At 69.5% G+C, this 24,023-nt stretch carries 19 protein-coding genes; 8 read left to right on the top strand and 11 right to left on the bottom strand.

The genetic code is table 11. The features are described from left to right. The first annotated feature begins 8 nt into the window (after window positions 1-8). Window positions 9-731 (top strand): NYN domain-containing protein, encoded by a 723-nt coding sequence (locus QGN31_RS01320; protein ID WP_008261879.1) that lies wholly within the window; start codon window positions 9-11, stop codon window positions 729-731. A gap of 58 nt (window positions 732-789) precedes the next feature. Beyond that, complete coding sequence (locus tag QGN31_RS01315) at window positions 790-3,642, top strand: MMPL family transporter (RefSeq protein ID WP_043955482.1); 2,853 nt, start codon at window positions 790-792, stop codon at window positions 3,640-3,642. Between the two features lie 31 nt (window positions 3,643-3,673). Here the strand turns inward: QGN31_RS01315 and QGN31_RS01310 are convergent, their stop codons facing one another. Beyond that, window positions 3,674-4,816 carry an AI-2E family transporter gene (locus QGN31_RS01310; RefSeq protein WP_014383468.1) on the bottom strand — a complete coding sequence of 381 codons (1,143 nt, stop codon included), beginning with the start codon at window positions 4,814-4,816 and terminating at the stop codon, window positions 3,674-3,676. 157 nt (window positions 4,817-4,973) lie between these two features. On the opposite strand from QGN31_RS01310, the gene QGN31_RS01305 reads away from it, so the two are divergent. Next, on the top strand, window positions 4,974-6,152 hold the full coding sequence (locus tag QGN31_RS01305; RefSeq protein ID WP_014943103.1) for a lysylphosphatidylglycerol synthase transmembrane domain-containing protein: 1,179 nt from the start codon (window positions 4,974-4,976) through the stop codon (window positions 6,150-6,152). Here QGN31_RS01305 and QGN31_RS01300 read toward each other — a convergent pair. Further along, on the bottom strand, window positions 6,149-6,700 hold the full coding sequence (locus QGN31_RS01300) for a hemophore (protein ID WP_043955887.1): 552 nt from the start codon (window positions 6,698-6,700) through the stop codon (window positions 6,149-6,151). The genes QGN31_RS01305 and QGN31_RS01300 overlap by 4 nt on opposite strands. Window positions 6,701-7,041: 341 nt before the next feature. On the opposite strand from QGN31_RS01300, the gene QGN31_RS01295 reads away from it, so the two are divergent. Further along, window positions 7,042-10,098 carry an MMPL family transporter gene (locus QGN31_RS01295; RefSeq protein ID WP_009952659.1) on the top strand — a complete coding sequence of 1,019 codons (3,057 nt, stop codon included), beginning with the start codon at window positions 7,042-7,044 and terminating at the stop codon, window positions 10,096-10,098. Continuing rightward, a complete protein-coding gene (locus QGN31_RS01290) occupies window positions 10,095-10,643 on the top strand; it encodes a helix-turn-helix domain-containing protein (protein WP_008261906.1) in 549 nt (182 codons plus the stop codon). The genes QGN31_RS01295 and QGN31_RS01290 overlap by 4 nt, the downstream gene beginning before the upstream one ends. 1 nt (window position 10,644) lies before the next feature. Here QGN31_RS01290 and QGN31_RS01285 read toward each other — a convergent pair whose 3' ends face one another. Next, a complete protein-coding gene (locus tag QGN31_RS01285) occupies window positions 10,645-11,328 on the bottom strand; it encodes a hypothetical protein (RefSeq protein ID WP_008261908.1) in 684 nt (227 codons plus the stop codon). After that, window positions 11,325-12,008 carry a hypothetical protein gene (locus QGN31_RS01280; RefSeq protein WP_014386014.1) on the bottom strand — a complete coding sequence of 228 codons (684 nt, stop codon included), beginning with the start codon at window positions 12,006-12,008 and terminating at the stop codon, window positions 11,325-11,327. Before QGN31_RS01280 ends, QGN31_RS01285 begins: the two co-directional genes overlap by 4 nt. Window positions 12,009-12,049: 41 nt before the next feature. On the opposite strand from QGN31_RS01280, the gene QGN31_RS01275 reads away from it, so the two are divergent. Then, window positions 12,050-14,038, top strand: coding sequence for a M13 family metallopeptidase (locus tag QGN31_RS01275; protein ID WP_014943105.1), 1,989 nt, complete (start codon window positions 12,050-12,052; stop codon window positions 14,036-14,038). Here QGN31_RS01275 and QGN31_RS01270 read toward each other — a convergent pair. From QGN31_RS01270 to QGN31_RS01250, 5 genes are all read right to left on the bottom strand, one after another. Next, entirely contained in the window at window positions 14,022-16,277 is a 2,256-nt protein-coding gene (locus QGN31_RS01270; RefSeq protein WP_043955484.1) for a molybdopterin-dependent oxidoreductase, read from the bottom strand. The two genes, QGN31_RS01275 and QGN31_RS01270, sit on opposite strands and share 17 nt — an antisense overlap. Next, window positions 16,274-16,873 carry a TetR/AcrR family transcriptional regulator gene (locus QGN31_RS01265; RefSeq protein ID WP_043955486.1) on the bottom strand — a complete coding sequence of 200 codons (600 nt, stop codon included), beginning with the start codon at window positions 16,871-16,873 and terminating at the stop codon, window positions 16,274-16,276. The genes QGN31_RS01270 and QGN31_RS01265 overlap by 4 nt, the downstream gene beginning before the upstream one ends. 148 nt (window positions 16,874-17,021) lie before the next feature. Continuing rightward, the gene (locus tag QGN31_RS01260; RefSeq protein WP_008261915.1) at window positions 17,022-18,062 is read right to left on the bottom strand and encodes a L,D-transpeptidase; all 1,041 of its coding nucleotides are present in this window, start codon (window positions 18,060-18,062) and stop codon (window positions 17,022-17,024) included. A 118-nt stretch (window positions 18,063-18,180) separates the two neighbouring features. Next, window positions 18,181-19,425 carry an MFS transporter gene (locus tag QGN31_RS01255; RefSeq protein ID WP_008261916.1) on the bottom strand — a complete coding sequence of 415 codons (1,245 nt, stop codon included), beginning with the start codon at window positions 19,423-19,425 and terminating at the stop codon, window positions 18,181-18,183. A gap of 119 nt (window positions 19,426-19,544) precedes the next feature. After that, entirely contained in the window at window positions 19,545-19,835 is a 291-nt protein-coding gene (locus tag QGN31_RS01250; RefSeq protein ID WP_008261917.1) for a metal-sensitive transcriptional regulator, read from the bottom strand. 108 nt (window positions 19,836-19,943) lie between these two features. On the opposite strand from QGN31_RS01250, the gene ilvD reads away from it, so the two are divergent. Further along, window positions 19,944-21,656 (top strand): dihydroxy-acid dehydratase, encoded by a 1,713-nt coding sequence (ilvD, locus tag QGN31_RS01245; protein ID WP_014943108.1) that lies wholly within the window; start codon window positions 19,944-19,946, stop codon window positions 21,654-21,656. A gap of 64 nt (window positions 21,657-21,720) precedes the next feature. On the opposite strand, the gene QGN31_RS01240 is transcribed toward ilvD, so the two are convergent. Beyond that, window positions 21,721-22,161, bottom strand: coding sequence for an SPW repeat protein (locus QGN31_RS01240; RefSeq protein ID WP_008261919.1), 441 nt, complete (start codon window positions 22,159-22,161; stop codon window positions 21,721-21,723). 116 nt (window positions 22,162-22,277) lie between these two features. Here QGN31_RS01240 and QGN31_RS01235 point away from each other — a divergent pair, with 116 nt between their 5' ends. After that, on the top strand, window positions 22,278-23,261 hold the full coding sequence (locus tag QGN31_RS01235) for a nitronate monooxygenase (RefSeq protein ID WP_014943109.1): 984 nt from the start codon (window positions 22,278-22,280) through the stop codon (window positions 23,259-23,261). 1 nt (window position 23,262) lies between these two features. On the opposite strand, the gene QGN31_RS01230 is transcribed toward QGN31_RS01235, so the two are convergent. Further along, window positions 23,263-23,919 carry an O-methyltransferase gene (locus tag QGN31_RS01230; protein WP_009955438.1) on the bottom strand — a complete coding sequence of 219 codons (657 nt, stop codon included), beginning with the start codon at window positions 23,917-23,919 and terminating at the stop codon, window positions 23,263-23,265. Window positions 23,920-24,023: the final 104 nt, after the last annotated feature.

Raw genomic sequence — 24,023 nt, 5'->3', positions numbered from 1 at the left:
GATGAGTGATGAGCCTGACTGAGACGACCAACGCCGGAGCGGAACCCGTCGCGCCGCCGGCGGTGCTGCCGGACGACGGCGTGGGCGCCCTGGGCGGCTTTTCGCCGTCCGGCGGACGCGTGTTGCTGGTGTGGGACGCCCCCAACCTCGACATGGGTCTGGGCTCGATCCTGGGTCGCCGGCCGACCGCCTTGGAACGCCCGCGGTTCGACGCCCTGGGACGCTGGCTGCTGTCGCGCACGGCCGAGATCAGCGCGCAGCGACCGGGCGTCGTCGTCGAGCCCGAGGCCACCGTGTTCACCAACATCGCGCCGGGCAGCGCCGACGTCGTCCGGCCTTGGGTGGACGCATTGCGTAACGTTGGGTTCGCGGTGTTCGCCAAGCCGAAGATCGATGAGGACAGCGACGTCGACCGCGACATGCTGGCCCATATCGAACTCCGGCGGACCGAAGGGCTGGCGGCCCTGGTGGTGGCCTCGGCCGACGGACAGGCGTTCCGCCAACCGCTCGAGGAGATCGCCCGGAGCGGCACCAGCGTCCAAGTGATCGGATTTCGCGAACATGCGAGTTGGGCGCTAGCGTCGGATACCTTGGACTTCGTTGACCTGGAGGAGATCGCCGGCGTCTTCCGGGAACCATTGCCGCGGATCGGCCTAGATTCGCTGCCTGACCAGGGCGCATGGCTGCAGCCATTCCGGCCGCTGTCAGCGCTGTTGACCGCGCGTGTGTGACACTGAAAAACCAGTGCGCGGGTCGTTGACGACTAAGACGATCCAGTAAGGAGCTTGCGTGTTCGCCTGGTGGGGTCGAACTGTGTACCGGTATCGGTACATCGTGATCGGGGTCACGGTAGCTCTGTGTCTGCTCGGCGGCGTCTTCGGCATCAGCCTGGGCAAGCATGTTACACAGAGCGGCTTCTACGACGACGGCAGTCAATCCGTCAAAGCCTCGGTGCTGGGGGACGAGACCTACGGCCGCGACCGCACCAGCCACGTGGTCGCGACGTTCACCGCCCCCGACGGCAAGACGGTCGAGGACCCGGCGTGGCGGGACAAGGTCGTCGCCGAGCTCAACAAGTTCAAGGCCGATCATCCCGACCAGGTCGTCGGGTGGGCGGGCTGGCTGGCGGCCCCCAATAGCGACAACCCCGTGATCAAGGGGATGGTCAGCGAGGACAAGAAGCACACCTTCGTCAGCGTTCCGCTCAAGGGCGACGACGACGACAGCATCCTCAACAACTACAAGGCCATCGCGCCCGGCCTGCAGAAGCTCGGCGGCGGCAACGTGGAGCTGGCCGGCCTCGAGCCAATCGCCAACGCCCTGACCGGCACGATCGCGACCGACCAGCGCCGCATGGAGGTCCTCGCGGTGCCGCTGGTGGCAGTGGTCCTGTTCCTGGTGTTCGGCGGCGCGGTCGCCGCCGGCCTGCCGGCCATCGTCGGCGGGCTGAGCATTGCGGGCTCGCTGGGCATCCTGCGGCTCGTCTCCCTGTTCGGGCCGGTCCACTTCTTCGCCCAGCCGGTGGTCTCGCTGATCGGCCTGGGTATCGCCATCGACTACGGGCTGTTCGTCGTGAGCCGGTTCCGCGAGGAGATCGCCGAGGGCTACGACACCGAGGCCGCCGTGCGAAGAACCGTGATGACGGCCGGGCGCACAGTGACGTTCTCGGCGGTGCTGATCATCGCCTCGAGCGCCAGCCTGCTGGTGTTGCCCCAGGGCTTCGTGCATTCGCTGACCTACGCGATCTTCGCGGCGGTAGGGCTTGCCGCGCTGTTGTCGATCACGTTCCTGCCCGCGTGCCTGGGCATCCTCGGCCGCCACGTCGATGCGCTGGGCGTGCGGACCGCGTTCCGGGTGCCGTTCCTGCGCAACTGGAAGTATTCACGCGCCTACCTGAACTGGCTCGCCGACCGGCTGCAGAAGACCAAGACCCGCGAGGAGGTCGAGGCCGGCTTCTGGGGCAAACTCGTCAACTGGGTGATGAAGCGGCCGTTGGCGTTTGCCATCCCGATCGCCGTCGGCATGATCCTGCTGGTCATCCCGCTCGGCAACCTCTCGTTCGGCGGCATGAGCGAGAAGTATCTGCCGCCCGACAACGCCGTGCGCCTGGCGCAGGAACACTTCGACAAGCGATTCCCCGGCTACCGCACCGAGCAGCTGACGGTGGTGATCCAGAGCGACAACCACAGCAAGGTCACCGACCAGCAGGTGGCCGACATCCGCAACAGGATCTCCTCGATCGGCGGGTTCACCGACAAGCAATGGGAGGAGCGGGCCTGCCCGACCATCGCCGGCAATCCCTGCGTCGCCGGCCCGAACGGCACCACGGTGCCCAAGGACGGCTCGGTGCGGGTGATCCAGAACGGCCTGGTCAACAAGAATGACGCCGCCAAGAAGATCACCGAACTGCGGGCGGTCAACCCCCCGAAGGGGCTGAACCTCTATGTAGGCGGCACCCCGGCGCTGGAGCAGGACAGCATCCACAGCCTGTTCGACAAGGCTCCGCTGATGCTGGTGCTGTTGCTCGGCGCCACCATGCTGTTGATGTTCCTGGCGTTCGGCTCGGTGGTGTTGCCCGTCAAGGCCGCGGTGATGAGCGCTCTCACGCTGGGATCCACGATGGGAATCCTGACGTGGATCTTCGTCGACGGTCACCTGTCGGGGGTGCTGAATTTCACGCCGACCCCGCTGATGGTGGTGGTCATCGCGCTGGTTGTCGCCGTCGGTTTCGGCCTGGCCACCGACTACGAGGTGTTCCTGGTCTCGCGCATGGTCGAGGCGCGCGAACGCGGCATGTCGACCGCCGAGGCCATCCGGATCGGCACCGCGACCACCGGCCGCCTGATCACGGCCGCCGCGCTGGTGCTGGCCGTGGTCGCGGGCTCGTTCGTGTTCTCCGACCTGGTGTTGATGAAGTATCTGGCGTTCGGTCTGATGGCGGCGCTGCTGCTGGACGCGACGGTCGTCCGGATGTTCCTGGTGCCGTCGGTGATGAAGTTGCTCGGCGACGACTGCTGGTGGGCGCCGCGCTGGGCCCGGCGCCTGCAGAACAAGATCGGGCTGGGCGAGATCGATCTGCCCGACGAGCGCAAGCGGCCGACGCTCAACGGGCGCCCCGCGCGGCCGCCGGTGGCGGCCAGCCTGGTCGCCGCCGCGCCGCGTCCGCCGCACGACCCCACCCACCCCGCGCCGCTGGAGCCGTCGCGACCGGCGCGCCCGGCGCCGGAACCCAGGCCCGCAAAGGAACCCACCCCGAGCGCGTCGACCACCCGGGCCGACGACAGCGTGGACACCACCCGCATCCCGGCGCGGCCGAACCAGCCGACCGAGGCCAAGACCACACGTTTCGCCGCGCAGGGCGCCCCGGGCCGGGACCGGCCGGCCGAACCGCGCCCCCCGGCCAAGCCCGCGCCGCCGGCCCCGCAGGCACCCCAGCGCCCGCCGACGGCTCCGCCGTCCGGCGATCAGACCCGGGCCATCCCCGTGCCCGGCAACCGCCCCGACGACCCCGACAGCGACGCCCCCGGTGAGGCGGTGAACCCCCGCGGCCAGAGCGAGAACGGCGACCCGGCGCGGCAGCGGCGCCGCTCGGGCGGCGGGCTGTCCGCGGCGGATCTGCTGCGCCGCGAGGGACGGTTATAGGAAAGCGCCCCGGCGCCTCCTGACGCTGGAATCAGTCGGAGCCCGGTTTGTCCGGCTCGGCCTGCAGGATGGCGTTCTTCTCGTCCGCCTCCTCGGTCTGCTTCTCGGCTTCCGCCTCGGGATTGGGCGCCAGCAGCACCTGGAACGCGTTGTTGAGGAACGCGACCGTCGGGACGGCCAGCAGGGCCCCGACGATCCCGGCGAGCACGCCGCCGGTGGAAATGGCCAGCACCACGGCGAGCGGGTGGATCGAGACCGCGCGGCCCATCACCAGCGGTTGCAGCAGGTGGGCCTCCATCTGGTTGACCGCGATCAACACCCCCAGCGTGATGAGCGCGTACACGATGCCCTTGGCCAACAGGGCGACCACCACGGCCAGCAGGCCGGAAATCAGCGCACCGATCAGCGGGATGAAGGCACCCAGGAAGACCAGCGAGGCCAGCGGCAGCGCCAGCGGGATGCCCATGATCGCCAGGCCCGTGCCCACCCCGGCCGCGTCGGTCAGCGCCACCAGAAAGGTGGCCCGCACGTACCCGATCAGCGACCCGTACCCGGCGTTGCCGGCTTCGTGCACCCGGTCGCGAACGTGGGCGGGGATGATCTGCACCACGTACCGCCAGATGTTGCGGCCACCGTAGAGAAAGAAGATCAGCGTGAACAGCACCAGCACCGCCGCGGTCACCAGCTCGGTGACGGTCGCCGCGGTGGATAGCGCGCCGCTGGTCAGCTTGGCCTGGTTGTTGTGCAGCGCCTCGATGGCGGCGTTGCCCGCGCTGTCGATCTGTTCGCTGCGCAGATGCGCGGGCCCGTTGATCAGCCACCGGCGGGTCGACTCGATGCTCTGCGTCACCTGTTCGGTCAGGCCCGGCAGGCCGTCGATGAACTGCAGGATGACGAACGCCAGGATGCCGCCCAGGATCGCGAAGCCCCCCAGCAACACCAGCGCCACCGCGCCGCCGCGGGGCAGCCCCCGCCGGTCCAGCCAGTCGACCACCGGCACCAGCAGCGCGCTCAGCAGCAGCGCCACCAGCACCGGAACGACGATGACTTCGAGCTTCTTGACCACCCACAACAGGGCAACCGCGGCGGCCAGGATGACGAGCAAACGCCACGCCCAGGCTGCGGTCTTGCGTACTACGGGTTCCACCGACGCGTCGTCGACGTTTGCTGACATCTGGCCAGCCTATCGGTAGCGGCGCCGCCCCGAATCGGTTCGCGACGGGCTGCGCGTCGCCCGCAGCCGTCGGAGCCGGCACGATCCGGTTACGACGGCGACACAGTCGGCGGCGCGCAGCGATCGCCGCGCCACCTGCACCGTTACCCTAAATCACGTGTCGCACGACGCACCCGCCCGCAATCTCGACTTCCCGCGCGAACAAACCCCGCGCGGGAAGTACTGGTGGGTGCGCTGGGTCATCCTCGGGATGGTTGCCATCGTGCTTGCCGTCGAGGTTTCCCTGGGCTGGGATCAGCTGGCCAAGGCGTGGATGAGCCTGTACGAGGCGAACTGGTGGTGGTTGCTCGCCTCGGTCGTGGCGGCGGCCGCGTCCATGCACAGCTTTGCCCAGATCCAGCGCACCCTGCTCAAGTCGGCCGGGGTGCACGTCAAGCAACTGCGCTCCGAGGCCGCGTTCTATGCGGCCAACTCGCTGAGCACCACGCTGCCCGGCGGGCCCGTGCTGTCGGCGACGTTCCTGTTCCGCCAGCAACGGCTCTGGGGTGCCTCGACGGTGGTGGCGTCGTGGCAGCTGGTGATGTCGGGCGTGCTGCAGGCGGTGGGATTGGCTTTGCTCGGGTTGGGCGGCGCTTTCCTGCTGGGCGCGAAGAACAACCCTTTCTCGTTGCTGTTCACGCTCGGCGGCTTCGTCGCCCTGCTGCTGCTGGCGCAGGCCGTCGCCTCGCGGCCGGAGCTGATCGAAGGCATCGGCAGCCGGGTCCTGACGTGGGTCAACTCGGTGCGCGGAAAGCCCGCCAACACCGGCCTGGACAAGTGGCGCGAGACGCTGATGCAGCTCGAATCGGTGAGCCTGGGCCGCCGCGACCTGGGGGTGGCGTTCGGGTGGTCGATGTTCAACTGGGTCGCCGACGTCGCCTGCCTCGGCTTCGCCGCGTACGCCGCCGGGGATCACGCGTCGGTGGCCGGGCTGACCGTCGCCTACGCCGCGGCCCGCGCGGTCGGCACCATCCCGCTGATGCCCGGCGGGCTGCTGGTCGTCGAGGCGGTGCTGGTGCCGGGGCTGGTCTCGAGCGGGATGTCCCTGTCGAGCGCGATCTCGGCCATGCTGATCTACCGGCTGATCAGCTGGCTGCTCATCGCCGCGGTCGGCTGGGTGGTGTTCTTCTTCGTGTTCCGCACCGAGAACGTCGACGACTCCGACGACGACCCGATCACCGGTCCGCTGCCGATCGTGCCGCAGCCGGGCGACGCTTCCGCCGACCCGACCGAGGCCGCCCTGCAGGGGCCGCTGCCGCCCGACCGAAACCCGGAGACCGAGGGCCGGGACAGCTAGCCGACGGTGTTTCCGCGCGGCGGGCCCGAGAGCGGGTTGGTGCCGGCAGGGAGAGGAGCGGGCTGCGGCGCGGCGGGCGGGGCGCCCGTTCCGCCCAGCGGGGAGGCGCCCGGGGGGTTACCGGGCAGCGCGGGCAGGGCGCCCGCGGCCCCCTGCGCCTGCTGCATCATGCCCATCATCTGCGGGATCGAGATCGGCAGCTTGCACTGCAGCGACAGGCTGGTCAGGGGCTGCGCGATGGACGTCATGTCCCCGGCGACCTTCGGGTTGGCGTCGAAGTAGGTCTTCAGCCCGCTCAGCGACTGCGGCCCCGCCTGCTGCTGCAGCATCGAGGTCATCGTCTGGTTGGTCTCGGGGTGCGAATCCAGGTAGTCACCCATCGACTTCGAGACCGAGCCGATGGTGCGGGCGACCTCGCTGGCCGCGCACGGATCGTTGGCGCCGGTCGCCGGCGGACCGGCGAGCACCGCGAGGGCGGCGCCGGGCGCGGCGGCGGCGATCAGGCCGGCCAAGATTTTGCGACGCCGTCCAGCGCTGCCTGTCGTCATCGAGAACTCCTCACAGTTTGCGCGGACCGCCACGAATGAGCGCGTCGCAAACAGCTGCAATGGACGGCCTTACCGATGGCCGGGTCCCCCTGAATCCCCCGAGGACCCGCCAGGCCAACCGACATCCTGCCACCGCCGATATCGCCCGGCCAGCCGCGAACTGCGGATGTGACCGAGATCCCGCTTGGTCACCGGTTCACAACGACTCCGCAGCTTCTTGGCAACGACGCCGTCACCGCAGCTCAGGAACTACATAACCCCACATAAACCACAGCGTGCTCCGGTATCCTCGCCTGCACGCGTTACGCGAGAACCGGGGAGCGAGAAAAATCCAGCAGTTGATGATGCGCCTCAGCCGCAGCCTGCGTAAGTACCGCTGGTTGGTCTTCACAGGCTGGTTGCTGGCGTTGGTTCCTGCGGTCTACCTGGCGCTGACGCAATCCGGCAACCTCACCGGCGGCGGTTTCGACGTGGCCGGTTCCCAATCGCTGGCGGTCCACGACCAGCTCGAGGAGCTCTACCACGACCAGGGCGGGTCATCGCTGGCGCTGGTGGCCGCGCCCCGCGCCGACGCCACCTACCAGGACATGAACGAGGCGGTCGCACAGTTGCGACGGCTCACCGCCGAGGTCCCCGGCACCTCGGAGATCCCCAACCCCACCCAGCGGCCGCCGCAACCCGATCGCCCCTACGTGCTGTCGGTGCGGCTCGATTCCCGCAACACCAGCGACGTCGCCAAGAAGCTCCGCACGAAGGTCGGCATCAAGGGCGACCAGCCCGGCCAGACCGCCAACGGCCGGGTGCGGCTCTACGTCATCGGCCAGGGCGCGCTGAGCGCCGCCGCGGCCGCCAACACCAAGCACGACATCGCCGCCGCGGAACGGTGGAACCTGCCGGTGATCCTCATCGTCCTGCTCGCCGTGTTCGGCTCACTGGCCGCCGCGGCGATCCCTCTGGCACTGGGCGTGTGCACGGTCGTGGTGACGATGGGCCTGGTGTACCTGCTCTCCGCGTACACCACCATGTCGGTGTTCGTGACCTCGACGGTGTCGATGTTCGGGATCGCGCTGGCCGTGGACTATTCGCTGTTCATCTTGATGCGTTTCCGCGAGGAACTGCGCAGCGGGCGCCAGCCCCGCGAGGCCGTCGACGCCGCGATGGCGACCTCCGGGCTGGCCGTGGTGCTGTCCGGCGCGACCGTCGTCGCGTCTCTCACCGGGATCTACGTGATCAACACCCCGGCGCTGAAGTCGATGGCCACCGGCGCGATCCTGGCCGTCGCCGTCGCGATGCTGACCTCGACCACCCTGACACCTGCGGCGCTGGCGACGTTCGGCCGGGCGGCCGCCAAGCGGTCGGGCTTCCTGCACTGGTCCCGTCGGCCCGAAAGCACGCAGTCGCGGTTCTGGAACCGGTGGATCGGATGGGTGATGCGCCGGCCGTGGATGTCCGCGCTGGCGGCGTCGCTGGTGCTGCTCGTGATGGCCGCGCCCGCGGCGTCAATGGTGTTGGGCAACAGCCTGTTACGCCAGTTCGACTCGTCCCACGAGATCCGCGCCGGCGTCGGCGCCGCCGCCCAGGCGTTGGGTCCGGGCGCGCTCGGGCCGATCCGGGTGCTGATCAACTTCCCCGAGGGCGGGGCGGCCTCGCCCGAGCACAGCCACACCGTCGGCGCGGTCCGCCAGCGGATGACGCAGGCGCCGAACATCGTCTCGGTGTCACCGCCCCAGTACGCCGAGGACAACGGCAGCGCGCTGCTGTCCGCGGTGCTGTCGGTGGACCCCGAGGACATGCGGGCCCGCGAAACCGTGGGCTGGATGCGCGCGGAGCTCCCCAAGGTCCAACAGTTGGGGACCGCGCGCGTGGACGTCGGCGGCCCGACCGCGCTGATCAAGGACTTCGACGACCAGGTGTCGGCGACCGAACCGTTGGTGCTGGGCTTCGTCGCGCTGATCGCGTTCGTGATGCTGTTGGTGTCCGTCCACTCGGTGTTCTTGGCGCTCAAGGGCGTACTGATGACGTTGCTGTCGGTCGCGGCCGCCTACGGCAGTTTGGTGATGGTGTTCCAGTGGGGGTGGCTGAAGGATCTCGGCTTCGCCCAGATCAGCTCGATCGACAGCACGGTTCCCCCGTTGGTGCTCGCGATGACCTTCGGGTTGTCGATGGACTACGAGATCTTCCTGCTCACCCGCATCCGGGAACGGTTCCTGCATTCGGGCAACACCCGTGACGCGGTGGCCTACGGCGTCAGCACCAGCGCCCGCACCATCACCAGCGCGGCGCTGATCATGATCGCGGTGTTCGTCGGGTTCGCCTTCGCCGGCATGCCGCTGGTGGCCGAGATCGGCGTGGCCTGCGCCGTGGCGATCGCGGTGGACGCCACCGTGGTGCGGCTGGTGATGGTTCCGGCGTTGATGGCGATGTTCGCGCAGTGGAACTGGTGGCTGCCGCCGTGGCTGTCCCGCGTGCTGCCGTCGGTCGACTTCGACCGGCCGCTGCCGGAGGTCGACCTCGGCGACGTCGTCGTCATTCCCGACGACATCTCGGCGCTGGTGGCGCCCAGCGCGGACCTGCGGATGGTGCTCAAGTCCGCCGCCAAGCTCAAGCACCTGGCGCCCGACGCCATCTGCGTGACCGATCCACTGGCCTTCAGCGGCTGCGGTCGCGGCCGCGGTCAGGCTTCGTCGGGCCCCGACGAGGAACGCACCCGCGGCCTGGGGCCCGGGCAGATCCCCCACCAGGTAGCGCTGGGCGAGGAGAAGGTCGCCGTCGGGGTGACCGCGGCCGACAGGAAGACCGCCACCAACGGCCATGCCAACGGTTCGTCGGGCCCCAAGAAGCTCGTCGGCGGGCTGGCGGCGCGCAACGGGATCGCCAAGGCCATCTCCGGGTCGGACCGGCCCGTTCATCCGGTGACGCTGTGGCGGGGCCGCCTGTCGGTGGCGATCGACGCGCTCGAGACCGACCCGGACGCCGCACCGGCGGGGGCCACCGACCGTCCGAGGTACGCGCGGCGCAGCCCGGTGGAGACGACCCATGTGCAGCTGCCCACCGGCGACCGGTTGCTGGTCCCGACCGGCGCGGAGACCCTGCGGCTCAAGGGCTACCTCATCATGTGCCGTAACAGTCGCCGCGATTATGCCGACTTTGCAGACATGGTGGATGCGATGGAACCCGAGACCGCCGCGGTGGTGCTGGCCGGAATGGACAGGTATTACTGTTGTGAATCGTCCAGGCGGCAATGCATCGCCACCCAGTTGGTCCGTCGACTCGCAGATCCCGATCCGTGCGACTACCCGGAAGACCAGGGGTCGGAAGCCGACGCGAACTCGGACTGGGAGGGGATCAGGGAACGCTGCCTGTCCGTGGCGGTAGCGATGCTGGAGGAGGCGAGGTGACGTTGGCATCCGACCGACGCCCCCCACCGCCGCCCCGCCGGCCGGCCCCCGAACAGCGCAACCGCGGCGGTGGCCCGTCCGAGGGGCCGTCCGGATCCGTTCCGGATCTGGACCAGCCGGTGGAGTTCTGGCCGACCGCCGCCATCCGGTCGGCCCTGCAGGGCGGTGACATCGCCACCTGGAAGCGCATCGCCGGCGCGTTGAAGCGCGACCCGTACGGGCGGACCGCCCGCCAGGTCGAAGAGGTCCTCGGCGGCACCCGCCCCTACGGCATCGCCAAGGCGCTGTGGGAGGTGCTCGAGCGCGCCCGCACCCACCTGGACGCCAACGAGCGCGCCGAGGTGGCCCGCCACGTGCGGCTACTGATCGACCGCTCGGGACTCGCGCAGCAGGAGTTCGCGTCCCGCATCGGGGTCAGCCCCGAGGAGCTGGGCGGCTACCTCGACGGCAGCACCAGCCCGACGGCCGCACTGATGATCCGCATCCGCCGGTTGTCGGACCGGTTCGTGAAGGTGAAGTCCGGCCCCTCGGCCGAATCCAACTGAGCTACCTGATCGGCAGCACGTCGGCGACCAGCCAGTCGCTACCGCGCTTGGTCAGCGTCACCCGCAGCGCCGGCGCCACCTGACTGGGTGGCTGGCCCGGCGCGTTCTGGGTCACCCGCAGGATCACCGCGACGCTGGCCGCCGTCGGCCCGAGCGCCTCGACGCCGGCCGAGACCGTGGCGGCCTGGGCGGTGACCTTGTGCTGGCCCAGCTCGGCGCTGGACTTGGTGTACTGCTCCTTGAACGCCGCCGCATGCTCGGGGACGACCATGGCCGTGGCCCGGTCGATCGCATCGGTCGGGGCGGTGGGGCTGAACGACGCCATGGCCTCGGCCATGCCGGTGGCGATCCGCACGACCTTGCGGGAGTCGTCGGTGAAGTCGCGGTCCGTCTTCGTCCAGTGCGTGTATCCGGTCGCGACGGCCGCCGCCAGGGCGGCCGTGCACAGCAGGGCCACCGCCAACCGCAGCCCCGGCGCGTCGTCGTCGGTGCCGAGGCTGACCGAATCGCGGCGCAGCAGCCAGAAGTTGACCGCGACACCCTCGAGGGTCAGCAGGACCAGCACCGAGCAGGCCGACACCCACCACAGCGGCCAGCCGAGCACCACCCCGATGGCCACCAACGCGGCGATCGCGGCCAGCGGGGCTGCGATGTCGAATGCGAACAGTCGCCAGATGTTTCTCATCGGATCGAACTCAGTCCGGAAATCATCAGCTTGCCGTCGACGTCGGACACGTCCAGCCGCAGGTTCCAGTGCACGGTCTGCGGCTTGGCGCCGGCGTTTTCGCTGACGGACGTGGCGACCAGCAGCACCGAGTCGGTCCGGCTGGCGAACGGCGGCAGCTTGGTGGTCACCGATTCCGACCCCGGGGGCCTGTCGGCGCCGGGCTGGGCGTCCAGCTCGTGGTGCACGGTTTCGATCGCCACCGCGTCGATCCGCCCGGCGCTCTTGGACTGCAGCTTTTCCACCACCGCCCGGTAGGGCTGCACGGCGGCATCGAAGTAGGTGTTGAGTTCGCCGACCGTGCCGTCGTGCAGCCGCTGCAGGCTGGCGTCGACGTTGCCGCTGTTCATGTTGATCAGCACGTTGGTCCACCCGGCGGCGGTCTGCATGACGCGGCTCAGATAACCGCGCTCGGCGACCTGGTCGCGGTGGCCGGACCAGATGATCACCCCGAGCACGACCGCGGCCACCGACAGCACGCCGAGAACCGTTGACGCCACCCCGTAATGCGAGAAGACCCCATCGCCGGGTTCGCCGTCGTCAGCGTCGTCGGCGGTCGGGTGGCCGCCCTCTTCGGCGTCGTCGCCGGCGTCGACGACATCTTCTTCGGCAGGTGGCTCGGTGCGCGCGCCCTCGGACATGGCCCGATCGTCGCACCCGGGAAAGATGGAAGGATGGCGGGGTGACGAATACGGCCCTCCGCTCGGGCATCGACCTGAGCTACGTAGACGACAGCATCCGCCCCCAAGACGACCTGTTCGGTCACGTCAACGGCCGCTGGCTGGCCGAATACGAGATACCGGCGGACCGGGCCACCGACGGCGCCTTCCGGCAGCTGTACGACCGCGCCGAGGAGCAGGTGCGGGACCTGATCGTCGAGGCCAGCGAGCGGGGTGCGGCCGCCGGCGACGCGGACGCGCAACGCATCGGCGACCTGTATGCGAGCTTTCTCGACGAGGAGACCGTCCAGCGGCGCGGCGTGCGCCCGCTGCTCGACGAACTGGCCGTGATCGACGACGCGGCCGACGCCGACGCGCTGGCCGCCACCCTCGGCGCCCTGCAGCGCACCGGGGTGGGCGGCGGTGTCGCGATGTATGTGGACACCGACGCCAAGAACTCGGCCCGTTACCTGGTGCACTTCACCCAGTCCGGACTCGGGCTGCCCGACGAGTCCTATTACCGCGAAGAACAGCACGCCGAGGTGCTCGAGGCGTACCCCGGGCACATCGCCCGGATGTTCGGCCTGGTCTTCGGCGGCGACCCGGAAAGCCACATCCGGACCGCCGAGCGCATCGTCGCGCTGGAGACCCGGCTGGCCGAGGCGCATTGGGATGTGGTCAAGCGCCGCGACGCCGACCTCACCTACAACTTGCGCACGTTCGCCGAACTGCGCGACGAGTCGGTGGGTTTCGCCTGGGGCACGTGGGTCGCCGCGCTGGGCACCCAGCCCGAAGCGCTCGCGGAAGTCGTTGTGCGCCAACCGGATTACGTTCGGTCATTCGCCGAGCTGTGGCGCAGCGAGGACCTCGAGGTGTGGAAGAGCTGGGCGCGGTGGCGGGTGATCCGCGCGCGGGCCGCCTGGCTGACCGACGAGGTGGTGGCCGCGGACTTCGACTTCTACGGCCGCCGGTTGACCGGCACCGAGCAGATCCGGGACCGGTGGAAGCGGGCGGTCTCGCTGGTCGAGAGCCTGATGGGCGACGCCGTCGGAAAGCTGTACGTGCAACGGCATTTCCCGCCCGGCGCCAAGGCGCGCATCGACGAGCTGGTGGCCAACCTGCAGGCGGCCTACCGGATGAGCATCAACGACCTGGAGTGGATGACGCCCCAGACGCGGGAGCGGGCGCTGGCCAAGCTCGACAAGTTCACCGCCAAGGTCGGCTACCCGGCGAAATGGCGGGACTACTCCACGCTGGTGATCGACCGCGACGACCTCTACGGCAACTACCAGCGCGGGTACGCCGTCAACCACGACCGCGAGCTGGCCAAGCTCGGCGGCCCGGTGGACAAGGACGAGTGGTTCATGACCCCGCAGACGGTCAACGCGTACTACAACCCGGGGATGAACGAAATCGTCTTCCCGGCAGCCATTTTGCAGCCGCCGTTCTTCGACGCCGAGGCCGATGACGCCGCGAACTACGGCGGCATCGGCGCGGTGATCGGGCACGAGATCGGTCACGGCTTCGACGACCAGGGCGCCAAGTACGACGGCGACGGCAACCTGGTCGACTGGTGGACCGACGCCGACCGCGCCGAATTCGGTGCTCGCACAAAGGCCCTCATCGCTCAGTACGACACGTACACCCCGAGGGGGCTGTCGAGCGGCCACCATGTGAACGGCGCGTTCACTCTCGGGGAGAACATCGGGGATCTGGGTGGGTTGTCGATCGCGCTGCTGGCCTATCAGCTGTCGCTGAACGGCCAACCCTCCCCCGTGATCGACGGCCTGACCGGCGTGCAGCGCGTGTTCTACGGCTGGGCCCAGGTATGGCGCACCAAATCCCGTGAGGCCGAAGCGATCCGGCGGCTGGCGGTGGACCCCCACTCGCCACCGGAGTTTCGCTGCAACGGCGTGTTGCGCAACATGGACGCCTTCTACGACGCGTTCGACGGCGCCGACACCGGCGCGCTGTTCCTGGAACCGGAGCGCCGGGTCAAGATCTGGAACTGACCGGCGTCAGCGCCTCGATGCGCGCGGGCACGTGCTTGTGCCACGGCGTACCGGCGTAGGGGTCGCGCCACCCGGTCGAGGTCAGGGCGTTCGGGGCCACTCCGGGCACGACGGTGTGACCGTCGTCGTCGAGATAGTCGAGCCCAAAGCCGTTGGGCAGGGCGGCATGTCCGGCGAGCATGGTCTCGGTGATCTCGACGGTGGCCTCGGCGCTGCCGGCCGCGGTGCTGATGCGGGCCCGGCATCCGTCGACGAGCCCTAGGGCCTGGGCGTCTTCCACGCTCACCCGCAGCGCGCCGTCGGCGTCGCGTTTGCGCCACGACGGGTCGCGGAAGATGTCGTTGGCGGTGTAGGCGCGCCGCTCCCCCACCGACAGCACGATCGGGAAATCGGGCGTGGTCAGCTCGGCCGGGGTCCGGGCCAGCGCGGCCAGTTCGTCGAGCATCGACGGGATTTCCAGCGCGATCTTCTGGTCGGAGTGGCTGATCAACGCGAAGTCGTCCTCGTAATTGTGGACGGTGAACGTCACGCCCGAGGGGTTGTCGAGGATCGCGTCGAACAGGGCGTTGCCGTCGGCGTGACCGGCGCGCCGCACGGCGTCGGGATAGTTCATCGCGGTCTTCTGAGCCAGGCCCCACAGGGCGGCCGCCCCGCGCAGCCCGTCCGGCAAGGTCGGTCCGAGCGTCTCGTAGAGCACGTACGGAAGTAGCTGAGCCACCGTGGGATTGGTGGCGGCGGCGGACAGGAAGGCCTCGGCGTACGCTTGCCGACCCCGCTGGGCGGCTTCGCGCAGGGGCCGCAGATCCGCGTCGTCGACCACGCCGAGCGCCCGCACCAACCGCGCCCAGATCTCGGGCTCGGGCAGTGTTCCCGGCAACGGCTCCAGCAGCGGACGGCGCAATTGGAAAGTGTTGTGCGGGAACTCCAGGTTGAAGAAGGTGGCTTCCGGCTTCTCGAATTGGGACGCGGCCGGAAGTACATAGTGGGCGAGCCTGGCGGTCTCGGTCATCGCGACGTCGATGACCACCATCAGTTCCAGCGACTGGAAGGCTTGGCGGCAGGCGGTCGAATCGGCCAGCGAGTGAGCGGGATTGCTGCTTTCCACGATCATGGCGCGGAAGCGGTCCGGATGGTCGGTCAGGATTTCCTCGGGGACCACGTTGCTGGGCACCAGCCCGGAGATGATGGGCGCGCCGGTGACCGGGGTGCGGCCGGAGAACTGCCCGAACAGGGGCGCGAACGACGAATGCAGGTGCTGACCACCCCTTTTCGCGAAGTTGCCGGTGAGAACCCAGAGCAGCTTGTTCAGGTAGGAGCACAGCGTGCTGTTGGGTGCCTGCTGCACGCCGAGATCCTCGAAGACCGAGACGCTCGCCGCGGCGCCGATGCGCCGCGCCGCCGCGCGCAGCAGTTCCTCGTCGACCCCGCAGTGTTGGGCGTAGTCGGCGACCGCGACGTCGCGCAACGCGTCGCGGACGGTGTCGGCGCCGCGCACGTGCTCGGCGAGAAACGTTTCGTCGCAGAGGTTTTCCTGGACGAGGACGGCGGCCAGCGCCGCCAGGCACCACGCGTCGGTGCCGGGCCGCACCCGCAGGTGGAAGTCGGACATCTTGGCGGTGTCGGTGACGACGGGGTCGATGACGATCATCGACCGGGCCGGATCCTTGGCGATGTCGTTCAGCACCACCCGGGCGCGCGGGAAGCTCTGCGACATCCACGGGTTCTTGCCGACGAACACCGCCACCTCGGCGTGCTCGAACTCTCCCCTGGTGTGACCGCCGTACAGCTGCCCGTCGACCCAGGACTCACCGGTTTTCTCCTGCGCCAACGCATTTGAGCGGTACCGTGAGCCGAGCGCCTTCAGGAAGGCGCCGCTGTACGCCCCGCCCAGGTGATTGCCCTGCCCGCCGCCGCCGTAGTAGAAGATCTTGTCCCCGCCGTAGGTGTCGCGGATGTGCTTGAATCCCTCGGCGATCTCCACGATCGCGGTGTCCCAGTCGATTTCCTCGTAGCTGCCGTCGGCGCGGCGGCGCAGCGGGGCGGTCAGCCGGGTGCGGCTGTTCTGATAGTGATCCAGCCGCAACGCCTTGTTGCAGGTGTAGCCCTGCGAGGCCGGGTGCGCCTTGTCACCGCGGATGCGGGCCAGCCGGCGATCGTCGAGCTGAACGACGATGCCGCAGTTGCATTCGCACAAGATGCATGCGGTGGAGTGCCATTCACCGGTCGTGTCTGTGGTCACTGTGGGACATCCTCTCCGGTCACCCGATACGACGACGTAGCCAAGAGCAGTTCGCGCACCTGGCGGCGGACGACGTCGAGGGGCATCAGGTCGCGGCGCACCCGGGCCAGCAGGATCGCGCCCTCGAGCGCGGTGGTGGCCAGGACCGCCAATTCGCCGGCCCGTTCCCGGGCTATGCCGTCGGCGATGAAGCGCTGGGCGATCAGGTCGGTCCAGCGGTCGAACGCCGCCACCGCGCGCTCGACGACCGGCGCCATGCGCTCGGCGTCCTGCTCGCCCGCCTCCACGGACACGGCGACGATGGGGCAGCCGGCGCGGAAGTCGCTGTCGAGCAGCTGCTGGCGGAATTTGTCGATCAGGGTGTCGATCAGGTCGAGGCCGCTCGCGGCGTCGGCGATGATCGCGGCGACGTGGTCGCCGGCGTAGTCCACGGCCTCGCAGAGCAGTTGCGTGCGCCCGCCCGGGAAGTAGTGGTAGGCCGATCCGCGCGGCGCGCCGCTGTGCTCGAGGACGTCGGAGATGGCGGTGGCGTGGGCGCCGCGCTCCCTGATCAGCAGGGCGGCCGAAACCACCATCCGGTCGCGTGGACCGCGCATCGCCGCTCCTCAGGGGCCGAAGTTATATATGATGCTATACATAATCGCCGGGCCCGCGGAAGCCCCCTCGGGGAGGAGATGGTCAACAGACGCAAAATCGCCCGATTTCGCGGGGGAAACGGGCGATTCTGCGACTGCTCTCGGGCAGCTAGTTCATCCAGTCGGCGGAGCCGTCGTTCTTCTTGTAGTTGCCGCCGGTGGAGTTCTTCACGATGATCGGGTCTCCCGCGCCGAAGTTGTCGAAGAACCACTTCGCGTTGGAGGGGCTGATGTTGATGCAGCCGTGGCTGACGTCGCGCTTGCCCTGGTCGTCCACCGACCAGGGGGCGCTGTGCACGTAGTCGCCGACGTTGTCGAACCGGACCGCGTCCTCCACCGTCACCTTGTAGCCGTAGGTCGAGTTGACCGGGACCCCATAGGTGGACGAATCCATCACCACCGACGCCTTCTTGTCCTGCACGTAGTAGGTGCCGTTGGGGGTTTGGTGGTTGCCGGACGTCATGCCCATCGACATCGGGATCGTCTTCTCCACGGTGCCGTTGCGGGTGACGGTCAGCTGATGCGTGGCGTCGTCGGCCGTGGCGACCAGCGTGTCTCCGGTGCGGAAGCTCGACACGGTGCCCCCGGCGTCGACGGTCACCGCGGTGTGGGCGGGCCAGAAGCTCAACGGCCGCCAGCGCAGCTGCGTCGGGGTCATCCAGTAGAACTTGCCCGGGACCGCGGGCACCGACGAGACGTGGACCGCGCCCTCCGCGGCGCCGGCGTCGTCGACGCGTCCCGGAAAGTTGATGATGATCGGCTGGGCGACGCCGACGGTCGACCCGTTGGCGGGCTGGATCTTGGGGGGCCCGAACGGGGCCGTCCCGGTGAACGGGGTGGGGTTCTGCCCGGCGGCCGAGGCCGCCGCGGGTTCCGCCATGGGCGGGAGCCATGGTGGCGCCGCCGCCGGGTCGGGCGGGGGCGGCGGTGCCAGCGGGTCGGGCGGGGGTGGCGGCGCGAAGGGATCCGGCGGCGCGGGCGGGCCGGGCGGGGCGGCGACGGCGCCCGGGTCGGCGGGAGCCGGGTCCGGGTCGGCCAGCGCGGGGGCGGCGCTCAGCACCAGCGCCAGGGTCAACACTGCGCCCCAGCCGGTGACGTTCAGAGCGGCGAAGAGACCCTTGAAAGTCCAGGCCTTCGTCCAGCCCGACATATGCATACCTCCACTCGTCTACTCCGACACAGTCTGGCATAGGGCGGGCGCCGTCGACCGTCGCCGGCGGGCGTCCGCGGCCCCGGAGCCGCCAAGAACACGCCTCTGAGCTGGGCGGTTATGAATCGAGTGAGCTTGTCGGCCGCGGCGGGGGGACGTCGAGCATCCGCCGGTTGGCGGCGATGCCGACCAGCGCGACCGCCATCAGGATCGCCGAAGCGATCAGCATCATCGTGACGCTGTGCTCGTAGAGCAGACCGCCCGCCAGCGAGCCGGCCATGATGCCGACCTGGAATGCCGTCACGTAGAGGCCCGAGGCCCCGTCGGGGTCGTCGGCCCCGTTGCGCATGGCGGCGGATTGCATCATCGGCGATACGGCGGTGGCCATGGCCCCCCACAGCACGATGGCGGCGGTGCCGATCAGCGCCGTCGTCGCGCCGGACCGGCCGCCGAACGCCAGCGCCGTCAGCACCACGAAGGCGGCCGTCAGACCCGTCATGCACAGGATGACGGCGCCCTTGGGGCGGTGGTCCAGGGGCCGCGCCACCAGCGGCACCGATAGCAGGCCGGCCAGCCCGTAGGCGGCCAGCACCCAGGCCAGGTTCGGCCCACGCACGCCCAGGACGTTGCGGATGAGCTCGACGATGAAGGTGTAGGACACGAAGTGGCCGGTGACCGCGATCATCGCCAGCACACTCACGATGATCAGCCGCGGGTTGCGGTGATGGCGGGACCGGGGCCCGACGTGGGCCAGCTGATCCTCGGTGAGCACCATCTCCGGCAGCATCAGCCGGGCGGCGACCGTGACGAGCGCGGCCGCGACGGTGACGCACACGACGGCCAGGCGCCATCCCCACATCAGGCTCAGGGCCGCGGTCAGCGGGCTGCCGACGACCAGCGCCAGGCTGGTGCCGACGTAGATCGATGTGGTGGCTCGCCCGGCGTGGCTGGGCGGCACCAGCCGGGTCGCGATCGGCGCGATGACCGACCACAGCAGCCCGTGGGTGATCGCACACAGCACCCGCCCGGCGGCCAGCACCGCGAAGTTGGGCGCCAGCGCCGAGATGAGCTGGGAGGCGGTCAGGCAGGTCAGGCTCGCGACCAGCACGCGGCGGCGCGGCAGGTGCGCGGTCCAGCGCACCAGCGGGATCGTCGTCAGGGCCGCGACCAGGGCGTACCAGGACAGCAGGGTCCCAACCAGGACCAAACTGACGTTGAGGTTGCGGGCGATCGCCGGCAGCGCCCCCACCGGCAGGATCTCGGCGGTGACATAGGTGAAGGCCGCGGCCGCGAGGATGGCGAGCTGAGCCGCGATCCGTGGCGTCCACGTTCGCGCGGCTGCGTTGGCGGTTTCGGCAGTCATCACAGTCATCGCTTGGGTGTGCGCAATCGGCTGAGCAACGTCGCCGAGGTCACGCTCCCCATACCGTACGCACACCGGCTACCGGTTCCTCCAACTTGGCGCGGCAACACGCCCTGCGATCAGGAGCGGACGAGGCGAGCGATCGCGGCGGAGGCCTCGCTGAGCTTCGTGTCGGCCTCGTCGCCGCCCTCGGCAACGGCCCGGGTGACGCAGTGGCTCAGGTGCTCGTCGAGCAAATTCAGCGCGACCGACCGCAGCGCGCTGTTGACGGCGCTGATCTGGGTCAGCACGTCGATGCAGTACTTGTCTTCCTCGATCATGCGGGCGATGCCCCGCACCTGGCCCTCGATGCGCCGCAGCCGCTTGGCGTAGTTGTCCTTCTGCTGCGAGTACCCGTGTTCGTCTGTCATCGTCGATTCACCCCTGCCGCTCCGTCTGGCCCGCCCATCCCAGCTTATACCCCGACGGGGTATTACCCCGGGAACGGGCATCGCGACTGGCCAGCGCATACTTGAACGATGCCCACCACCGATTCGGCTCGGACCGCCGACATCAAGCCGCGTAGTCGTGACGTCACCGACGGCCTGGAGAAGGCCGCCGCCCGTGGCATGCTGCGGGCAGTAGGCATGGGAGACGAGGACTTCGCCAAGCCGCAGATCGGCGTCGCGTCGTCCTGGAACGAGATCACGCCGTGCAACCTCTCGCTGGACCGGCTCGCCAAGGCCGTCAAGGAGGGGGTGTTCTCGGCCGGCGGGTACCCCCTCGAGTTCGGCACCATCTCCGTGTCCGACGGCATCTCGATGGGCCACGAGGGGATGCACTTCTCCCTGGTGTCGCGCGAAGTGATCGCCGACAGCGTCGAGACGGTGATGCAGGCCGAACGCCTCGACGGCTCGGTGCTGCTGGCCGGCTGCGACAAGTCGCTGCCCGGGATGCTGATGGCCGCCGCGCGGCTGGACCTGGCCTCGGTGTTCCTCTACGCGGGCTCGATCCTGCCGGGGGTGGCCAAGCTCTCCGACGGCAGCGAGCGCGAGGTCACCATCATCGACGCGTTCGAGGCGGTGGGGGCCTGCGCCCGCGGGCTGATGCCGCGCGAGGACGTCGACGCCATCGAGCGGGCGATCTGCCCCGGCGAGGGCGCCTGCGGCGGCATGTACACCGCCAACACGATGGCCAGCGCCGCCGAGGCGCTCGGGATGTCGTTGCCGGGCAGCGCGGCGCCGCCGGCGACCGACCGCCGCCGCGACGGGTTCGCGCGGCGCAGCGGCGCGGCCGTCGTCGAACTGCTGCGGCGCGGGATCACCGCCCGCGACATCCTCACCAAGGAGGCGTTCGAAAACGCCATCGCGGTGGTGATGGCCTTCGGCGGGTCCACCAACGCGGTGCTGCACCTGCTGGCCATCGCCCACGAGGCCGACGTCGCGCTGACGCTCGACGACTTCAGCCGGATCGGGTCGAAGGTTCCGCATTTGGCCGACGTCAAGCCGTTCGGCCGCCACGTGATGTCGCACGTCGACCACATCGGCGGCGTGCCGGTGATGATGAAGGCGTTGCTGGATGCCGGCCTACTGCGCGGCGATTGCCTGACGGTCACCGGTGCGACCGTGGCCGAGAACCTGGCCGAGATCGCACCGCCCGACCCCGACGGCAAGGTGCTGCGGGCCCTGAGCAATCCCATTCACCCCACCGGCGGCATCACCATCCTGCGCGGATCGCTGGCTCCCGAGGGCGCGGTGGTGAAGTCCGCCGGCTTCGATTCCGACGTGTTCGAGGGCACCGCAAGGGTTTTCGACGGTGAACGGGCCGCGCTCGATGCCCTCGAGGACGGCACCATCACCAAGGGCGACGCGGTGGTGATCCGCTACGAGGGCCCGAAGGGCGGACCCGGCATGCGCGAGATGCTCGCCATCACCGGCGCGATCAAGGGCGCCGGTCTCGGCAAAGACGTGCTGTTGCTGACCGACGGCCGGTTCTCGGGCGGGACGACCGGGCTGTGCGTCGGTCACATCGCCCCGGAGGCGGTGGACGCCGGACCGATCGCGTTTCTGCGCGACGGCGACCGCATCCGGCTGGACGTCGCCAACCGGGTGCTCGACGTGCTCGCCGATCCGTCCGAATTCGATTCGCGGCGAAAGGGTTTCACGCCGCCGCCGCCGCGCTACAAGACCGGGGTGCTGGCCAAGTACGTCAAGCTGGTCAGCTCGGCCGCCATCGGCGCAGTCTGCGGTTGATCTCCGCCTGACCGGATCGCCCGGCCAGGCGGCGAATCGACCTGTGCCCTAACCGAGTTCGGGGCTAGGCGTGCGTTCCCGTGGCGCGCGTGCGCATGCCGAAGTAGGTGGCGTTGAGACCCAGGAAGGTCAGCAACGCGCCCGCGACGACATTCGACCAGGTCATGCCGGTGGTCAGCGTGACGTCCGGCAGGATCCACGTCGACACGATGACCCACGCGCCGAGCACCGGCAGCGTCCATGTCATGCCGTGCGCGCGATCCAGCGTCGTGGCGAACCCATACGCCAGGAACGCCACCGCGATACCGGCGATCAGGTCAGACGTGGCGAGCGACCTCGTCGCGCTGAATCCCACGATCCACGGCGACGCGGCCACATACAGACCCGTCAGCAGCGCCAGGCCGAAGGTGAAATGCGCACTCATCGACTCGGCGACACGCTCGTAGCGGGCGCGCAACGCCATCAAATCGGGGTGGTGATCGATTGATGAATGGACTGTACTCATTTTGTGACCTTTCTGTTATGCAGCAAGCCTTTTGAGCTGGGCTGCACCCATCCATCTGTGATCAACATTACGCCCGATCGCGGCTCAGTTCGAGAAACCGCGTAGCGTCTTGAGGCATGGACCTCGCGGATCGATTGCGGCTCGATCACCCGGTGGGACAGGCCGGCATGGGCGGCGGGCTTGCGGGGGCGGCCCTGGCGGCCGCGGTCGCCAACGCGGGCGGGCTCGGCACGCTGGGCATCGACACCCCGGGCCGGCTGCGCGCCGCGATCAACCGGGTGCGCGAGCAGGCGCCGGGTCGTGCCGTCGCGGTAAACCTGTTGCTGCCCTTTGTGCATCGCCATCACGTCGCGGCCTGCGTCGACGCCCGGGTGGACGCGGTGGTGTTGGCGTTCGGCGACAAGCGGGGCCTCGTCGAGCATCTGCGCGACGCCGGGGTCTTCGTCTTCGTGATGGTGGGCACCGAGGCGCAGGCGCGGGCCGCGATCGCCTGCGGCGCTGACGGTTTGATCGCTCAGGGGCGCGAGGCCGGCGGGCACCTCGTGGGGACCGTGCCGGCCCTGGATTTTCTCCCGCACGCCCTGCGCGCGGCCGGGAACCGACCGGTGTTCCTGGCCGGCGGCGTCGCCACCGCCGCCGACACTCGCGCCGCGCTGGACGGCGGCGCCAGCGGTGTCATCGCGGGCACGCGATTCCTGTTGACGCACGAGGCCAACGCGAGCCGCGAGTATCAGCGGCGAATCCTTCGGGCCGACAGGACGATCGAGACAAACCTGTTCGGCCTGAGCTGGCCGCTACGGCACCGCGTCGTGCCCAACGAGGCGACGCGCCGGTGGTGCCGCGCCGACGGGCGGGCCAAGGCGGTGCCGGCGGCGCTCAACGCGGCCAGTCGTCCCCTGTCGGCGCTGGGCTATTTCGATGCGGGCGCACTGATGCGCCTGCAGTCGCCGGCCCTCCCGTTCTTCACGCCGCTGGCACCGGTGGCCGGTGTTCCCGACTCCTGGCTGGACGGCGCCGCCCTGTACGCCGGTGAAACCGCCTTGCGGATCGGCGAACTCACCTCCGCCGGGCAGGCGGTCGCCGACCTGTCCCCGCGCTGAGCTACTGCACCAGCGCCAAGGCGAAGCCGTCCCAGTGCTTGGCCCCCACCGTCTGGATCACCGCGGTGTCCAGCCGCGGGTGCTCGCCCATCGCCTGCAGCGTCTCGCGGGTCGCCCGCACCCGGGCATCGTCGGAATCCGGCCGCAGAATCTGCCCGTCGCGAATCACGTTGTCCACCACCACGACCGCACCGGGCCGGGCCAATCGGACCGCCCACTCCACATACGCCAGGTTGTTCTCCTTGTCGGCGTCGATGAAGATCAGATCGAAGGGTCCGGTGACCGTCGGCAGCGTATCCAGCGCCGCGCCGACGATCACCTCCACCCGATCGTCGACGCCGGCGCGCTTCAAGTTGCCCCGCGCCACCTCGGCGTGCTTCGGCTCGTACTCCAGCGTCACCACGCGGCCCTGCGGCCCGGCGCCACGCGCCAACCAGATGGTGCTGAAGCCGCCCAGGGTGCCGATCTCGAGGATGCGCCGCGCGCCGATGGCGCCGGCGAGCAGGCTCAGGAACTTTCCCTGTTGCACCGACACCGCGATCGGCGGTAGGCCGGCCGCGTTGCTGGCCTCGAGCGCCGCGGTCAAGGACGGATCGTCGCCCACCACCGTGCTGTCCAGGAATGCGTCGACGTCGTGGGGGGTCGGTTTCTCGCTCATGACGTCAACGCTAGCCGCGCCCGCCGGGCCCCCGCACGACAGCCGTCCCCGCCACGAAACCCGTCGCGACCGTTTACGTATACCCATGGGGGGTATATAGTGGG

It is taken from the genome of Mycobacterium sp. 2-64, from assembly GCF_035918375.1.
Taxonomy (GTDB): domain Bacteria; phylum Actinomycetota; class Actinomycetes; order Mycobacteriales; family Mycobacteriaceae; genus Mycobacterium; species Mycobacterium intracellulare.
Note: the sequence above shows the minus strand (reverse complement) of the source record. Positions and strands in the feature narration are given on the sequence as shown.

Bases quoted from the DNA above. Each gene is read 5' to 3' on its own strand.
- QGN31_RS01320 (WP_008261879.1), top strand. From the start codon at position 9: ATGAGCCTGACTGAGACGACCAACGCCGGAGCGGAACCCGTCGCGCCG.
- QGN31_RS01310 (WP_014383468.1), bottom strand. From the start codon at position 4,816: ATGTCAGCAAACGTCGACGACGCGTCGGTGGAACCCGTAGTACGCAAG.
- QGN31_RS01300 (WP_043955887.1), bottom strand. From the start codon at position 6,700: ATGACGACAGGCAGCGCTGGACGGCGTCGCAAAATCTTGGCCGGCCTG.
- QGN31_RS01295 (WP_009952659.1), top strand. From the start codon at position 7,042: ATGATGCGCCTCAGCCGCAGCCTGCGTAAGTACCGCTGGTTGGTCTTC.
- QGN31_RS01285 (WP_008261908.1), bottom strand. From the start codon at position 11,328: ATGAGAAACATCTGGCGACTGTTCGCATTCGACATCGCAGCCCCGCTG.
- QGN31_RS01280 (WP_014386014.1), bottom strand. From the start codon at position 12,008: ATGTCCGAGGGCGCGCGCACCGAGCCACCTGCCGAAGAAGATGTCGTC.
- QGN31_RS01265 (WP_043955486.1), bottom strand. From the start codon at position 16,873: ATGCGCGGTCCACGCGACCGGATGGTGGTTTCGGCCGCCCTGCTGATC.
- QGN31_RS01260 (WP_008261915.1), bottom strand. From the start codon at position 18,062: ATGTCGGGCTGGACGAAGGCCTGGACTTTCAAGGGTCTCTTCGCCGCT.
- QGN31_RS01255 (WP_008261916.1), bottom strand. From the start codon at position 19,425: ATGACTGCCGAAACCGCCAACGCAGCCGCGCGAACGTGGACGCCACGG.
- QGN31_RS01250 (WP_008261917.1), bottom strand. From the start codon at position 19,835: ATGACAGACGAACACGGGTACTCGCAGCAGAAGGACAACTACGCCAAG.
- ilvD (WP_014943108.1), top strand. From the start codon at position 19,944: ATGCCCACCACCGATTCGGCTCGGACCGCCGACATCAAGCCGCGTAGT.
- QGN31_RS01240 (WP_008261919.1), bottom strand. From the start codon at position 22,161: ATGAGTACAGTCCATTCATCAATCGATCACCACCCCGATTTGATGGCG.
- QGN31_RS01235 (WP_014943109.1), top strand. From the start codon at position 22,278: ATGGACCTCGCGGATCGATTGCGGCTCGATCACCCGGTGGGACAGGCC.
- QGN31_RS01230 (WP_009955438.1), bottom strand. From the start codon at position 23,919: ATGAGCGAGAAACCGACCCCCCACGACGTCGACGCATTCCTGGACAGC.